This window comes from Streptomyces inusitatus (assembly GCF_014651115.1).
GTDB lineage: Bacteria > Actinomycetota > Actinomycetes > Streptomycetales > Streptomycetaceae > Streptomyces > Streptomyces amakusaensis.
Genome location: NZ_BMWG01000019.1, coordinates 143,378 through 160,740, shown reverse-complemented (window position 1 = coordinate 160,740; position 17,363 = coordinate 143,378). Strand labels below are relative to the sequence as shown.

2 protein-coding genes are annotated in these 17,363 nt (G+C 74.2%); both read left to right on the top strand.

The genetic code is table 11. The features are described 5' to 3' along the window. Positions 1-10,184: non-ribosomal peptide synthetase (locus IE247_RS25015; protein WP_190125516.1), on the top strand; the 10,184-nt coding region annotated here is incomplete at its 5' end. Beyond that, positions 10,181-17,356, top strand: a complete 7,176-nt coding sequence (locus IE247_RS25010; protein ID WP_190125515.1) for a non-ribosomal peptide synthetase — start codon at positions 10,181-10,183, stop codon at positions 17,354-17,356. The genes IE247_RS25015 and IE247_RS25010, both read left to right, overlap by 4 nt. Positions 17,357-17,363: the final 7 nt, after the last annotated feature.

Sequence of the window (17,363 nt, the reverse complement as noted above, 5' to 3'; positions counted from 1 at the left end):
GGCACGAGACCCTTCGTACGGTCTTCCCGGACACCGACGGAACACCCCGTCAAGTCGTCCTCGCCCCGGACCAGGCGCTGGTCCGGCTTCCCGTCCACCGGATCGACGCCGCCGGACTGGACGAAGCACTCGCCGACGCGGCGGGCCACCGGTTCGACCTGACCGGTGAGCCGCCGATGCGCGCCGACCTCTTCGCGCTCGGGAGCGACCGGCATGTGCTGCTGCTGGTGATCCACCACATCGCCGGGGACGGCTGGTCGAACGTCCCGTTCGCCCGGGATCTCTCCGACGCCTACGCGGCGCGCCGGGCGGGCCGGGCCCCGCAGTGGACCCCGCTGCCTGTTCAGTACGCCGACTACACACTCTGGCAGCGGGAGCTGCTGGGCCGGGAGGACGACCCGGACAGTCTGATCTCCACTCAGCTCGCCCACTGGGTCCGCGCCCTCGACGGACTGCCCGGGCAACTGGACCTGCCCGCCGACCGGCCCCGCCCCGCCGTGAGCGGCCACAGCGGCGGAAAGACGCTGTTCACCCTGGAGCCGGAGCTGCACCGCCGTCTCGCCGAACTGGCGCACGAGTGCGGTGCGACCCTCTTCATGGTGCTCCAGGCCGGACTGGCCGCCCTGCTCAGCAGAGTCGGCGCGGGCACGGACATCCCGCTCGGCAGCGCGATCGCCGGGCGCACCGACGAGTCGCTCGACGACCTCGTCGGGTTCTTCGTCAACACGCTCGTGATACGCGTCGACACCTCGGGAGACCCGACCTTCGCCGGCCTGGTGGAGCGCGTGCGCGAAACCGACCTGGCCGCCTACGCGAACCAGGACGTGCCCTTCGAGCACCTCGTCGAGGTGCTCAACCCGGTCAGGTCGGCGGCCCGGCACCCGCTGTTCCAGACGATGCTGACGCTCCAGAACAACGCCGCCCCCGAATTCACCCTGCCCGGAGTGCGGGTCACCCCCGATGTCGCCGAAGTGGACGCGGCCAAGTTCGATCTGCTGTTCAGCCTCACCGACCGGTACACCGGCGACGGCCGCCCGGACCGGGTCGACGGTGTGCTGGAGTACAGCACGGATCTCTTCGACCCCGGCACCGCCGAAGCCCTGGCGGCCCGGTTCGTACGGCTGCTGGAAGCGGCGGCGGCCGGACGGAACCTGCCGATCAGCGCCTTCGGCCTCACCGACGCCACCGAGCGCGAAAAGCTGCTGGTGACATGGAACGGCACCGAGTCCGAGACCCGGCCGACACCGCTGCCGCGGGCCTTCGAGACACAGACGGCGCGTACGCCGGACGCGGTCGCCGTGACCGACGGCACCACCGAACTGAACTACGCCGAGCTGAACGCGCGGGCCAACCGTCTGGCGCATCTGCTCATCGCCCGGGGAACGGGACCCGAGCATGTCGTGGCGGTCGCCCTGCCCCGCTCGGCCGACCTCGTCGTCGCGCTGCTGGCCGTCCTCAAGACGGGCGCCGCGTATCTGCCGCTCGACCCCGCCCACCCGGCCGAGCGGCTTCGCCCCATGCTCGGCGAAGCCCGCGTGAGCTGCGGACTCACCCTGAGCGCGCTGGTCACGGACCTGCCCCAGGAGGGTGTGCGCTGGATCGGGACGGACGGCGCGGAGACCGCGCGGGCCGTCGCGGAACAGCCCGAGCGCGATCCGTCGGACACCGACCGGACGACGGCACTGCGATCGAGCCACCCCGCGTATGTGATCTACACCTCCGGTTCCATGGGCCGCCCCAAGGGCGTGGTCGTCGAACACCGGGCGCTCGCGGCCTACCTGGACTTCGCCCGCGAGGCGTACCCGGGCACGGCCGGGACGGTGCTGCTGCATTCGCCGGTCTCCTTCGACCTGACCGTCACGGCGCTGTTCGTCCCGCTGACGGCCGGCGGACGAGTGCTGGTCGGAGAGGTGTCGGAGGGAGCCTCCGCCCCGGGTCCGTACACCTTCCTCAAGGCGACCCCGAGCCATCTCGCGCTGCTCGACACCCGGCCCGGGACACCGGCGCCGGTCGCGGAGCTGGTCGTGGGCGGTGAACAGCTCACCGGCGAGCAGCTCGGGCCGTGGCGGAGGTCGCGGCCGGGGGCCGCGGTGGTCAACGAGTACGGGCCGACCGAGGCCACGGTGGGCTGTGTCGTGCACCGGGTGCCGCCCGGCGCGGCGATCGGGGACGGCCCGGTGCCGATCGGGCGGCCCGTCCCGAACACGCGGGCCCATGTCCTCGACACGCGGATGAGACTGGTGCCGCCCGGTGTCACCGGGGAGCTGTATCTGGCCGGGGCGCAGCTCGCCCGGGGCTATCTGAACCGGCCAGGACCGACGGCGGAGCGGTTTGTGGCGGACCCGTTCGGCGGCCCGGGAGCCAGGATGTACCGGACCGGGGATCTGGCCCGGTGGAACACGGACGGACTGCTGGTCTTCACCGGCCGCGCGGACGAGCAGATCAAGATCCGCGGACACCGGATCGAACCCGCCGAGATCGAGGCGGTGCTGTCCCGGCACGAGGCCGTGTCACAGGTCGCCGTGGTCGCCCGGGAGGACCGGCCGTCCGATGCGCGACTGGTGGCCTATGTCGTCCCGGCGGTCGGCGAACAGCGGGACGACGAGGTGGCACGGGCCCAGCTCGGCGAGTGGCAGGACGTGTACGACTCCCTCTACGGCGACGGGCGCGCCGGCGCGGAGCCGCCCCCGTTCGGCGAGGACTTCGCCGGCTGGACCAGCAGCTACGACGGAACGCCGATACCCGTCGAGCAGATGCGCCAGTGGCGGGACGCCACCGTCGCGCGGATCCGCGAGCTGCGGCCCTCCCGGGTGCTGGAGATCGGCGTGGGCAGCGGCCTGCTCCTCTCGCGGCTCGCGCCGGAGTGCGAGACCTACTGGGGCACCGACATCTCGGCGGACGCCGTCGGCCGGCTCCGGGCCCAGGCGGCCGAACAGGGCCTGGGCGGGCGGGTGGAACTGCGCGTCCAGTCCGCCGCGGACGCCGACGGCCTGCCGCCCGGCCACTTCGACACCGTGGTGATCAACTCGGTCGCCCAGTACTTCCCCGACGCCGGCTATCTCACCCGTGTGATCGATACGGCGTTGGAGCTGCTGAGGCCCGGCGGGGCGGTGTTCCTCGGCGATGTGCGCGACCTGCGGCTGCTGCGCTGCCTGCACACGGCGGTGCAACTGCGCCGTGCCACGGCGTCCGCCGACGCCGCCGTGGTACGCCGCGCGGTGGAGCAGTCCATGCCGCTGGAGAAGGAACTGCTCCTCGACCCCGGGTTCTTCACCGCGCTCGCGGCGCGGCGCGACGACATCGCCGGTGTCGACCTCCGGATCAAGCGCGGCGCCTACGTGAATGAGCTGAGCCGCTACCGGTACGACGTTGTGCTCCACAAGCGGCCGGTACACCGGCTCCGGTCCCTCGCGGGGGCCCCGGAGCTGCGCTGGGGTCACGACATCAGCGGTCCGGCCGCCCTCGAACGCAAGCTGGCGTGGTACCGCGTACCGGCGCTGCGGGTGACCGGCGTCCCCGACGAGCGGCTGGCGGACGAGGCCGCGGCACTGCGCGCCCTCGACGAGGGAGCGGCACCGGCGGATCTGCTCGCCGCGCTCGGGGCCGCGGAGCGGTCCACGCCACCGGGGCTCGGCCCCGACGCCTTCCACGAACTGGGCGAGCGGATGGGCTACCAGGTCGCGGTGACCCGCTCGGGCGAGGACGCCGAGCGCCTCGACGTCCTCTTCCTGCACCCCCTGCCGGGCGCGCTCGACGGCGTCCACCGTCCGGCTGTGACCGCGTCGGACACGTCTTCGGCGGCGCTCGCGAACGACCCCTCGGCCTCGCGCCGACGCGGCGAACTCGTCGCCGCGCTCACCCTGTCGCTGCGGGAGCGGCTGCCCGACTACATGGTGCCGACCGCGGTGATGGTCCTCGACGGGCTTCCCCTGACCGCTCACGGAAAGCTCGACCGGGCGGCGCTCCCCGCCCCCTACCTCGGATCCCTCTCGGGCTCGCGCAGGCCCGCCTCACCGAGGGAACAGACACTGTGCGACCTCTTCGCGCAGGTCCTCGGGGTGGCGGCGGTCGGTGTCGACGACGACTTCTTCGACCTGGGCGGGCACTCGCTGCTGGCGACCCGGCTGCTCAGCCGCGTCCGGACCGTCCTCGGCGTCGAACTCCCCGTCCGCGCCGTGTTCGAGGCGCCCACCGCCGCAGGGCTCGCCGAGCTGCTGAGCGAGGCGGAGGCACGGCACGAGAAGCCGCGCCCGGCCCTGCGTCCGATGCCCAGGCCCGCCGTGGTGCCGCTCTCCTTCGCACAGCAGAGGCTGTGGTTCCTGCACCGTCTGGAGGGGCCGAGCGCGACCTACAACATGCCGTTCGCCCTGCGGCTGCGCGGCGGGCTGGACCGGGGCGCGCTGCGGGCCGCGCTGGCCGACGTCGTGGCACGGCACGAGAGCCTGCGCACCGTGTTCCCCGCGACGGACGGGGTGCCCCGTCAGCTCGTCCTCCGTACGGCCGACGCGCGCCCCGAACTGATCGTCCGGCACACCGACGAGGCCGGGCTCCGCGAGGCCGTGGCGGAAGCGGCGCGCTACCCCTTCCATCTCGCGGTCGATCTGCCGCTGCGGGCCGAGCTGTTCGTCCTGGGCGAGCGCGAACACGTCCTGGTGGTCCTGGTGCACCACATCGCGGGGGACGGCTGGTCGACGGCCCCGCTGTCACGGGACCTCGCGTCGGCCTACGCCGCGCGGTGCCGGGGCGAGGCCCCGGCATGGACCCCGCTGCCTGTTCAGTACACGGACTACACGCTCTGGCAGCGCACGCTGCTGGGGGACGAGAACGACCCGGACAGCCTGTTCGCCCGGGAGATCGGGTACTGGACCGGGGCGCTGGCGCGGCTGCCCGAACAGCTCGCGCTCCCGGCGGACCGCACCCGCCCCGCCGTCTCCACATACCGGGGCGGGACCCTCGGCTTCGATCTGGGCCCCGGGCTGCACCGGGCGTTGGCGGGCCTGGCCCGGGCGGAGGGGACCAGCCTGCACATGGTGCTCCACGCCGGTCTGGCCGCCCTGCTGACCAGGCTCGGAGCCGGTACGGATCTGCCGATCGGCAGCGGTGTCGCGGGGCGTCGCGACGAGGTCCTCGACGACGCGATCGGACTGTTCGTCAACACGCTGGTGATGCGGACCGACACCTCCGGCGACCCGTCGTTCGGCGAACTGCTCGCACGGGTGCGGGAGACCGCGCTGAGCGCCTACGCCCACCAGGACGTGCCCTTCGAACAGCTGGTGGAGGTGCTCAACCCGGTCCGCTCCCCCAACCGCCATCCGCTGTTCCAGGTGGCGCTGGTGCTCCAGAACACACCGGAGGCGGGTCTGTCGCTGGCCGGAGTGGAGGTGACACCCGAGCCGGCCGCTTCGGGGACCTCGCGGTTCGACCTGTTCTTCAGTCTCTCGGAACGCCCCGCGCCGCCGGGAGCGCCCGCCGGCTCCTTCGGGGGAGTGCGCGGGACGGTGGAGTACAGCGCCGACCTGTTCGACCGGCGGACGGTCGAGGCCCTGGCGGCGCGGTGGATCCGACTCCTGGAGGCGGTGAGCGGCGATCCGGCGCGGCGCATCGGCGAGGTCGACATCCTCACCCCCGCCGAGCGCGCCCGGGTGGCGGGCCCCGCCGGGGACCCGATTCCGCGGGCCGTTCTCCCGGCGCTGTTCGAGCGTCAGGCCGCCCACCGGCCCGGGGAGACGGCCGTACTGTCCGAAACCGGCGCGCTGACCTACGGGGAGCTCAACGCCAGGGCGAACCGGCTGGCCCATCTGCTGATCTCGCGCGGCATAGGGCCGGAGCGGACCGTCGCGCTGGCTTTCCCCCGCTCCGCCGATCTGGTCGTGGCGATACTCGCGGTCCTCAAGGCGGGGGCGGCCTACCTCCCGCTCGACCTCGGCCACCCGGCCGAGCGCCTCGCGTTCCTGCTCCACGACGCCCGGCCGTCACTGCTGCTGACCGGCGGCACCGGAGGCCCCGGCACCGGCGACGGCGAACTGCCCGGCGGCGCTGAACTGCCCAGGCTGAACCTGGCCGAAGCCGAAGCCGAAGCCGAAGCCGAAGCCGAAGCGGAAACGGAAGCGGAAAGGGCCCGGGCCGGGCGTCCGGTCGGCGACCCGGGGGACGCCGACCGCGTACGCCCGCTGACGCCCGCGAACCCCGCCTACGTCCTGTACACCTCCGGCTCGACCGGCACACCCAAGGGCGTGACGGTTACCCATGCCGGAGTGGCCGCCCTGGTGGCGGCCCAGCGGCGTGCCTTCGGCGCCGGGCCGGGCGCCAGAGTCCTGCAATTCGCCTCGCCCGGCTTCGACGCGGCGTTCTGGGAGCTGTGCATGGCACTGCTGACCGGCGCGACGCTCGTGGTGGCACCCTCCGAGAGGCTGCTGCCGGGACCGGACCTGGCCGCCCTGGTCGCCGAGCGCGGGGTGACGCATCTGACCGTGCCGCCGGTGGCGCTCGGGGTGATGACCCCCGATCAGCTGACGCCGGTGACCACCCTGATCGTGGCCGGTGAGGCCTGCCCGCCCCAGACGGCGGCCGTCTGGAGCCGGGGCCGTCGCATGGTCAACGCCTACGGGCCGACGGAGTCGACGGTCTGCGCGACGATGAGCGGGCCGCTGTCCGGCGAGGACGGGATCCCGCCCATCGGCACCCCGCTCCCCGACGCCCGGACCCAGGTGCTGGACGCCCGGCTGCGTCCGGTGCCGCCGGGGGTGGTGGGCGAGCTGTACCTCGCCGGCCCGGGCCTGGCGCGCGGCTACCTCGGACGGCCGGGCCTGACCGCCGAGCGGTTCACGGCCGCTCCGTTCGGCGCGCCGGGGGAGCGGATGTACCGGACCGGGGACCTCGCGCGGTGGAACTCCGCGGGCGACCTGGAGTTCGCCGGAAGGGCCGATCAGCAGGTGAAGATCCGGGGACACCGGGTCGAGCTGGGCGAGGTCGAGTCCGCGATGGCCGCCCACCCCCGGGTGGCGCAGGCGGTCGCGGCGGTCCGCGAGGACGGGCCCGGCGGAATCCGGCTGGTGGGATACGTGGTGCCGGAGCCGGAGACTCCCGAGGCCGCCCCGGACACCGCCGACGGACCGCAGGAGTCACAGGAGTCGCAGGAGACGGGCAGCCGGACGCTCGCGCAGTGGCGGCAGCTGTACGACACGCTGTACGGGCAGTCCGCGCCCGCTCCGTTCGGCGAGGACTTCACCGGCTGGAACAGCAGTTACGACGGGCTGCCGATCCCGGAGAGCGAGATGCGGCAGTGGCGGGACGCGACCGTCGACCGGATCCGGGAGCTGCGGCCCCGGCGCGTCCTGGAGATCGGGGTGGGCCGAGGCCTGATCCTGTCCCGGCTCGCCGGGGAGTGCGAGCGGTACTGGGGCACCGATCTGTCCTCGGTCGCGATCGGGGCCCTGGCGGCCCGGCTGGCCGACGAGCCGGAGATCGCCCCCCGGGTGGAGCTGCGGGTGCGGCCCGCGGACGACATCACCGGGCTGCCCGAGGGCTTCTTCGACACCGTGGTGCTCAACTCCGTGGCCCAGTACTTCCCCGACGCCGGCTATCTGACCGAGGTGATCGGCAAGGCGATGGGGCTGCTGGTGCCCGGCGGCGCGCTCTTCCTCGGCGATGTGCGCAATCTGCGGCTGCTGCCGACGCTGCGGGCCGCCACCGGCAGCACCGCGCCGGAACGGGAACTGCTGGTCGACCCGGACTTCTTCCCGGCCGTCGCCGAGACCCTGCCCGAGATCGCCGCCGTGGACGTGCGGCTCAAGCGCGGCCGGTACCACAACGAGCTCTCCCGCTACCGGTACGACGTCGTCCTGCGCCGCGCACCGCTGCCGTCACCGGCCCGCTCGTTCGACGACGCGCCGGTACTGCGCTGGAAGGAGACGGCCGAAGGGGCGGAGGAGTTCGCCGCGCTGCTGACCGCGCGCAGGCCGGAGCGGCTGAGGGTCACCGGAATCCCCAACGCCCGGCTGACGGGCGGGGCCACCGTGGCGCACACCGCGCCCGTCGACCCGGAGACCCTGTGCGAACTGGGTGAACGGCTCGGCTTCCGGGTGGAGATCACCTGGTCGGGCGAGGAGGGCGACGACCGCTTCGACGCCCTGGTCGCCGACGCCCCGGACAGTGCCGGAACCCCGGTCACCGGGGGATACCGGCCGGTGGTCCCCGGTGCGCCGGACCGGCCCGTGCCACCCGGCTTCACCAACGATCCGGCCGGGGGCGCGCCGGGGGCGGCCCTGGGCGCGTCCGTACGCGCCCGGCTGCGGGAGAGACTGCCGGAGTATCTGGTGCCCTCGGCCGTCGTCACCGTCGACGCCCTGCCGCTGACGCCGAACGGCAAGGTCGACCGCGGGGCGCTGCCCGCGCCGGAACTCCCCGGCCTCCCGCCGTCCCGCCCGCCCGCCACCGAGCGGGAGCGGCTGCTGTGCGACATCTTCGCCGATGTCCTCGGTCTGCCGGCCGTCGGCGTCGACGACGACTTCTTCGACATCGGCGGCGACAGCATCGTCTCCATCCAACTGGTCAGCAGGGCCAGGGAGGCGGGCATCGCGATCACCCCCCAGGCGGTGTTCCGGCACAAAACGGTGGCCGCGCTCGCCTCGGCCGCCCAGACGCCCGACGGGCCGCCGGCCGGTGCCGGTGCCGGTGCCGGTGCCGGGGCGCGCCGGGCGGGCATCGGTACGGTGCCGCTGACACCGGCCCTGCACGAGCTGCGCGAACGGGACCCGGATCCCGGCACCCGGTACGAGGCGATGGCCGTGGAGGTTCCCGCGGGGCTGACCGAGGGGGAGGTGGAGGCGGCCCTCCAGGCGGTCCTGGACCACCACGACGTACTGCGGATGCGTCTGAACCGTGTTCCCGGCGAGGGCCCGGGGACGGGCCGGACGGACGGGTACGAGTGGTCGGCGGAGGTGACACCGCCCGGAACGGTCCGGGCCGCGGACCTCCTCCACCGTATCGGCGCGGCGCCGGACGAGGCCCGGCTCGCCGCCGGGGAACGCGCGGCCGCCGCCCGCCTCGCGCCGGAGTCCGGGGCACTGCTCCGGACGGTCTGGTTCGACGCCGGGCCGGACCGGCCCGGCAGCCTGCTGCTGGTGCTGCACCGCCTCGTCGCGGACGCCGGATCCTGGCGCGTACTCCTCCAGGACGTCACCACCGCCTGCGAGGCGGCCGCCGCCGGCCGCCGGCCCGAACTCCCCGAGGTCGGCACCTCGTTCCGGCGCTGGGCCCAGCATCTGCGCGCCCAGGCGCAGGACGCCCGGCGCGTCGACGAGCTGGCACGGTGGACCTGGCTCCTCTCCCAGCCGGACACCGGCCCCCGGGAGCCGGGCGAGAAGCCGGGCGGGGACCCGGCAGCCGAGGCGGACACCCTCACGACCACCCTGTCCGCCGAGTGCACGCGGGCCCTGCTCACCAGCGTGCCAGAAGCCTTCCGCGCCGACACCGAGGACGTACTGCTGACCGCGTTCGCCCTGGCGGTGGCCGACTGGCGACGCGGGCGGGCCACCGGGGCCACCGGGGCCGCCCGGGGAGACTTCGTGGTCGCCGATGTGCGGAGGCCCGGCCGGACCGGCATCGCCGAGGACATCGACCTCTCCCGCACCCTGGGCCGCTTCACCGTCACCCATCCCGTCCGTCTGAACCTCGGCGGAGCGGACCGGCGGGAGCTGTGGGAGAGCGGGGACGCCGCCGTATCGGCCCTGAAGCGGGTCAAAGAGGAACTGAGGTCCCTGCCGGACGGCGGAGCGGGCTTCGGTCTGCTGCGCCACCTCAACCCCGGCACCGCACCGGTCCTGGCGGTCCTGCCCGCACCCCGGGTCGCGTTCCACTACCTCGGGCGGCTCCCGGGGATCCCGTCCGGACCCTGGCCGGACGGGCCCGGCGGGCGGTCGGCGTATCAGATCGAGATGAGGGCCGCCGCGGTGGACCGTCCGGGCGGCCCCCGGCTGACCGCTACCTGGAGCCTGCCGAAGGACCGGTTCGGCGAGGCGGGCCCGCGCGATCTGGCCGCTGCCTGGGAGCGCGCCCTGGAAGTGCTGGCCGCGCACGCGACCCGCCCCGCCGCGGGCGGACTCACCCCGTCCGACGTACCGCTGGTGCGGCTGAGCCAGCAAGGACTTGAGCGGCTCGAAGCCGAATGGAGGAGGACACGATGACCGGGACACCGTCGGAGCTGGAGGACATCCTGCCGCTGGCGCCGTTGCAGGAAGGGCTGTTGTTCCACGCGCTCTACGACCGGTCGGCGCTCGACGTCTACACCCTGCAACTGGCCTTCGAGCTGGACGGGGAGCTCGACACCGGTGCGCTGCGCGCGGCCGCGGAGACGCTGCTGCGGCGTCACGCGAGCCTGCGGGCCGGTTTCTGGCACGAGGGAATGGATGAGCCGGTACAGATCATTCCGCGTGAGGTGGCGCTGCCCTGGCAGGAGATCGACCTCGGTGCGACGGACCCCTCCGGACGGGAGGCCGAGGCGGAGCGGATCGCCGCCGAGGACCGGCTCCGCCGCTTCGACCCGGCCCGCCCGCCGCTGCTGCGGTTCACCCTCGTCCGGCTCGGAACGGACCGCCATCTCTTCCTCGTCACCGCCCATCATCTGGTGCTGGACGGGTGGTCCGCGCAGCTCATGCTGGGGGAGCTGTTCCGGCTCTACACCAGGGGCGGCCGGGCGGACGGGATGCCGCCGGCGGCCCGGTACCGCGACTATCTGGTCTGGCTGGACACCCAGGACCGGGCGGCCGCCGAGGACGTCTGGCGCGAGCTGCTGAAGGGCGTCGACGAACCGACCAGGGTGGGTCCGCCGGACCCGTCCCGGATGTCCGTGATCCCCGGGACGGTCCACCGCGAGCTGCCCGACGGCCTCACCGCCGCGCTGGACGGCCTGGCCCGCCGCGAGGGCCTGACCCTGAGCACGGTGTTCCTGGGCGTCTGGGCGGTGGTACTCGGCCAGCTCACCGGACGGGACGACGTGGTGTTCGGCACCACGGTGTCCGGGCGTCCGCCCGAGGTGCCCGGGGTCGAGAGGATGATCGGCCTGTTCGCCAACACCCTGCCGGTCCGGGTCCGCCTCGACCCGGCAGAGCCGCTGGCCGCGATGCTGGCACGCCTCCAGGAGGACCAGACACGCCTGATGGGCTGTCAGCAGACGGGACTGGCCGCCATTCAGCGCGCCCTCGGCACCGGCGACCTCTTCGACACGGTGACCGTGTACGAGAATCTCCCGGCCGGGGACGCCGGAGCGGCCGCCGCCGCGAACGGCGGAGGGCTGCGGGTGACCGCGAACCGGAGCCACGGCGTCACCCACTACCCGCTCAACTTCATGGTGATGCCCGGCAGACCGCCGCGGCTGCGGCTGGACCACCGCGCCGACCTCTTCGACCGGGAGACCGCGGAGGCGATCCTCGACCGGGTGGTCCGGGTCCTCGCCGCCGTGGCCGCGGACCCGGGACGGCTGCTCGGCGCCCTGGAGATCCTCGCGCCGGGCGAGCGGGACCGGGTGCTGGCACAGTGGAGCGGTACCGTCGGGGAACCGCCGTCCGTACTGGTTCCCGAGGCCTTCGAGGCACAGGCCGCGCGCACCCCGCGGGCCGTGGCCGTGGTCGCCGACGGGACGGAGTGGACCTTCGCCGAACTGCGCGCCCGGGCCGCCGGCCTCGCCCGGCGGCTGACCTCGCGCGGCGTCGGGCCCGACACCCTGGTCGGGCTGTGCGTGCGCCGCTCGGCCGACATGATCGCCGCCGTCCTGGCCGTCTGGAGGGCCGGAGGGGTGTGCGTCCCCCTGGACCCCGACTACCCCTCGGAACGCCTGGCGTTCATGCTCGCCGACGCGTCCGTGGCCGTCGTGGTCACCGAGGAGGCGCTCGCCGGACGGCTCGACGGGAGCCGCACACCCCTGATGCTGCTGGACGCCGACGACAGGCCGGATGCCCACGACCGTACGGGCGCCGACGGCCGGCCGGACGCCGGCGCGCGGGCCGGTTCACCCGTGGTGCGCGGGGACCAGGCCGCGTACGTCGTCTACACCTCCGGATCGACGGGCGTACCCAAGGGCGTGGTCGCGACCCATCTGGGGCTGGCGAATCTGTACGCCAGCCACCGCGACCGCGTCTTCGCCCCGGCCGCCGCAGTGACCGGGGCGGCCGGGCGGCGGCTGCGGGTGGCCCACACGGCCTCTCTGTCGTTCGACGCGAGCATGGGACAGCTCCTCGGCCTCGTGGCCGGGCACGAACTGCACATCGTGGACGACGAGACCCGCCGCGACGCCGCCGCGCTCCTGGCGTACGTACGCGACCGGGGCATCGACTATCTCGGGATCACACCGTCGCTGCTGCGGGAACTGACGGCGCTGGGACTCCTGGACGGCCCCGGGCACCGGCCGGGGGTGATACTGCTCGGCGCGGAGGCCACGGGCCCGGCGCTGTGGGAGACGCTGCGCGAGTACCCGGACGTCGAGGTCCACAACTACTACGCGCCGAGCGAGTGCACCGTGGACGCCGTCGGGGCCCGGGTACGGGACAGCGCCCGGCCGGTGATCGGCCGGCCGATCGCCAACACCCGGGCCTATGTGCTCGACACCCGGCTGCGGCCGGTGCCCCCCGGCGTGGTGGGGGAGGTCTGCCTCGCCGGCGTACAGCTCGCCCGCGGCTATCTGAACCGGCCGGGCCTGACCGCGGAACGCTTCGTCGCCGACCCGTTCGGCGCACCGGGAACCAGGATGTACCGGACCGGCGACCTGGCCCGCTGGACGGCGGCCGGACTGCTCGAATACGTGGGACGCGCGGACGACCAGGTGAAGCTGCGCGGCTTCCGCGTCGAGCTCGGCGAGGTCGAGGCGGCTCTCGCCCGGCACGCCACGGTCGCCCAGGCGGTCGCGACCGTTCGCGAGGACCGGCCCGGCGACCAGCGCCTCACCGCCCATGTGGTGCCCGCGCCCGGCGCCCGGGCGCACCCGCGCGAACTCAGGGAGTTCGCCGCCCGGACACTGCCCGGCTTCATGGTGCCCGCCGCGATCGTCGTCCTCGATGCGCTGCCGCTGACCCCCAGCGGGAAAGTGGAGCGCCGCGCCCTGCCCGCCCCCGGCCCCGGCTCCCACGGGGCCGGGGGCCGCGCCTCGCGCGAACCCGCCGAGGAGATCGTGCTCGGCGTCCTCGCCGACGTCCTCGGGATCGCGCGGGCCGGGATCGACGACGACTTCTTCGCCCTCGGCGGGCACTCACTGCTCGCGACCCGCCTGGTGTCACGCATCCGGACGGTGCTCGGCGCTGAACTCTCCGTGCGGGACGTGTTCGAGGCCCCCACGGCGGCCGGCCTGGCGGCCCGCGTCGAAGCGTCCCGCACGGACGCCTCCCGGCGACCGCCGCTGCGCCCCGCCGACGACCGGCCGGCCGAACCGCCGCTGTCGTTCGCCCAGCACCGACTGTGGTTCCTGCACCGGCTGGAGGGCCCGTCGGCCACCTACAACACACCGTTCGCCCTGCGGATGACCGGAGACCTCGACATCATCGCGCTGCGCGCCGCGCTGAACGATGTGACGGCCAGACACGAGGTGCTGCGCACGGTCTATCCGGACACCGACGGCCTGCCGCGCCAGCGCGTCCTGGACCCCGCCGACGCCCCCGTCGAGCTGGCCGTCCGGCCGGTCGCCGATACCGGGCTCGCCGCCGCGCTCACGGCCGTCGCGGGCCACCGCTTCGACCTCGCGGCCGAACCGCCCCTGCGCGCCGTGCTGTTCGAGCGGGGGCCGGACGAGCACGTACTGATGCTCGTGCTCCACCACATCGCGGGCGACGCCTGGTCCAACCGTCCGCTGGCCCGGGATCTGTCCCACGCCTACACCGCCCGGAGCGCGGGCCGGGCCCCCGCCTGGACGCCGCTGCCCGTTCAGTACGCCGACTACACACTGTGGCAGCGGCGGCTCCTCGGCGACGGGAACGACCCGGACAGCGTGCTCTCCCGCCAGGTGGAGTACTGGAGGCACACGCTGGAAGGGCTGCCGACCGAGCTGGAGCTGCGGCGGGACCGGCCCCGCCCGGAGATGTCCGGCCACCGCGGCGGCTCCGTGCCGCTGCGGGTGGGACCGGATCTGCACGCCCGGCTCGTCGCGCTGGCCCGGGCCCGCAACGCGAGCCTGTTCATGGTCGTCCAGGCCGCGCTGGCGGCGCTGCTCACCCGGGAGGGCGCGGGAGAGGACATCCCGATCGGCACCCCGATCGCGGGGCGCACCGACGACGCGCTCGACGACATCGTCGGCTGCTTCGTCAACACCCTGGTCCTGCGCACCGACACCAGCGGGAACCCGGCCTTCGCGGACCTGCTGGAGCGGGTGCGCGAGACCGGTCTCGCCGCCCACGCGCATCAGGACGTGCCCTTCGAGCATCTGGTCGAGGTGCTCAACCCGCCCCGCTCGGCGTCCCGGCACCCGCTCTTCCAGGTGATGCTGACCCTGCACCACACCGAGGAGCTGACACCGGCCCTCCCCGGCCTGCGCACCCGCGCCGAGCGGACGGAGTCCCGGTCGGCCAAGTTCGACCTGCTGTTCAGACTGGCCGACCGGCACACCGGGGACGGGCTGCCCGGCGGTCTGGAGGGCACCGTCGAATACAGCACGGACCTCTTCGACCGGGACACGGCGGACGATCTGGCGACCCGGTTCGAGCGGCTGCTCGACGCCGCGACCGCCGACCCGGCCGAGCGGATCTGGCGGCTCGGCACCCTCACCCCGGACGAGCGCGAGCGGACCCTCGTGAAGTGGAACGACACCGCGCGGCCCCTGTCCCCGGCGACCCTGCCGGAACTCTTCGAGGCGTGGGCGGCACGGACCCCGGACGCGATCGCGGCGGTGGCCGGGAGCGTCGCCCTCTCCTACGGCGAGCTGAACGCGCGCGCGAACCGGCTGGCCCACGCCCTGATCGAGCGCGGAGCCGGGCCGGGGCGAGTGGTGGCGGTGTCGCTGCCGCGCTCCGCCGAACTGGCCGTCGCCCTGCTCGCCGTACTGAAGGCGGGCGCGGCCTATCTGCCCGTCGACGCGGACCATCCGGCCGAACGGAACCGCGCCATGCTCGACGACGCCGGGCCGGTCTGCGTCCTGGACGACCCCGGCCTGGTGAGGGACCCCGGCGACCTCCCCGCGACCGATCCGGGCCGCGCGGCCCGGGGCGGGCCGCTGACGCCCTCGCACCCCGCGTATGTGCTCTACACCTCCGGCTCGACCGGCACGCCCAAAGGTGTGGTCGTCCCGCACGCGGCGGTGGTGAACCGGCTGCTCGGCATTCAGGCCGAGTTCGGACTCCGACCCGACGACTCCGTGCTCCACAAGGCGCCGACGGCTTTCGACGCGTCCGTGTGGGAGTTCTTCTGGCCCCTGACCACCGGTGCCCGGATCGTCGTCGCCGATCCCGGAGGACACCGGGATCCGTCCTATCTGGCCCGGGTGATCCAGGAGCGGGCGGTGACGACCGTGCACTTCGTCCCGCCGATGCTGCGGACCTTCCTCGACGAACCCGCCGCCGCCGGCTGCACGAGCCTGCGGCGGATCCTGACCGGCGGGGAGAAGCTCCCGGCGGATCTGCGGGACCGCGCCCTGAACCTGCTGGACGTGGCCCTGCACCACTTGTACGGCCCGACGGAGACCACCGTGCACGCGACCTCCTGGACCTGCGAGCGCCGACCGGCCACAGGCTCAGGCACGGACACCGATGTGGAGGCGACCGGTCGCCCGGAGCCCATCGGCCGCCCCGTCCGGAACACACGCGTCTATGTGCTGGACGCGGGCCTCGGCCCGGTGCCGCCGGGCGCCGTCGGCGAGGTCTATCTCGCCGGCGTCCAGCTCGCCCACGGCTATCTGAACCGGCGACGCCTCACCGCGGAACGGTTCGTGGCCTGCCCGTTCGGCGCGCCGGGGGAGCGGATGTACCGGACCGGGGACCTCGCGCGGTGGACCGGTGACGGGGTTCTGCGCTTCGCCGGACGCGCGGACGACCAGGTGAAGCTGCGCGGCTTCCGCGTCGAGCCCGGCGAGATCGAGGCGGTCCTGACCCGGCACGCCACCGTCGCCCGGGCCGCGGTCCTGCCGCGCGAGGACGAGCCGGGACGACACCGGCTGGTGGCGTACGTGGTCGGAGCGCCGGACGCCCGCCCGCTCCCGGCCGACCTGCGGGCCCACGCCGCCCGGGCGCTGCCGGAGTTCATGGTTCCGGCCGCCTTCGTCGTGCTGGACGCCCTACCCCTGACCTCCAGCGGCAAGCTGGACCGGCGGGCCCTGCCGAAGCCCGGCCCGCGCTCCGCGGTCTTGGGGCGGCCCGCGCGCACACCCGAGGAGGAGATCCTCTGCGGTCTGTTCGCCGAGTTCGCCGGAGTGGTCGGCACCGGCATCGACGACGACTTCTTTGAACTCGGCGGCGACTCGCTGGCGGCGATCCGGCTGGTGAGCCGCATCGCGCGGACGACGGGCCGCGAGCTGTCGGTCCGCGACCTCTTCGCCGCGCCCACGGTGAGCCGCCTCATGGAACGCCTGCGCCTCGGCGTCTCGGGCGACGCCTTCGACGTACTCCTGCCGCTGCGCGCCTCCGGAGAGCTCCCGCCGCTGTTCTGCGTCCACCCCGCCGGCGGTCTGAGCTGGTGCTACACCGGTCTGCTCCGGCTGCTGGGCCCCGACCGCCCGGTGTACGGGCTCCAGTCCCGGGGCATCGCGAGGCCGGACGCGTACCCGGAGACGATGGACGACCTGGTCACCGACTACGTCGCACAGATCCGCTCGGTCCGGGCCACCGGCCCCTATCACCTGCTGGGCTGGTCCTTCGGCGGTCTCGCCGCCCACGCGGTCGCGGTCCGCCTCCAGGACGAGGGCGAGGAGGTGGCCCTGCTCGCCCTGCTCGACTCCTATCCGAGGGACCCCGGGGCCGCGGTCCCGCTCCCGGACGAGCGGGAAGTCCTCGCGACCCTGCTCGACTTCGCGGGCCACCCCCGGGAAGCCGAGGACGGCGAGGACGGCGAACCGCCGCGGCTCGCCGACGCCGTCGAGATCCTGCGGAACGGCGGCGGGCCCCTGGCGGATCTCGAAGAGCGCCGTCTCGTGGCCCTGACCGAGGTCTTCTCCAACAACGCGAGGATCTCGGCGACCCATCTGCCCGGCCGGTTCGACGGGAGCCTGCTCCACTTCACGGCGACCGCCGACGAACGCCCGCCGGAGCTGGTGACGGCCGCCGCCTGGGAACCCACCGTCACCGGGCGGGTGGAGCGGTACGCCGTGGACTGCACCCATCAGGAGATGTGCAGGCCCGCACCGCTCGCCCGGATCGGCCGCGTACTCGCCGAACGGCTGGGCGACGCCTGATCGCCCG

Bases quoted from the DNA above. Each gene is read 5' to 3' on its own strand.
- IE247_RS25010 (WP_190125515.1), top strand. From the start codon at position 10,181: ATGACCGGGACACCGTCGGAGCTGGAGGACATCCTGCCGCTGGCGCCG.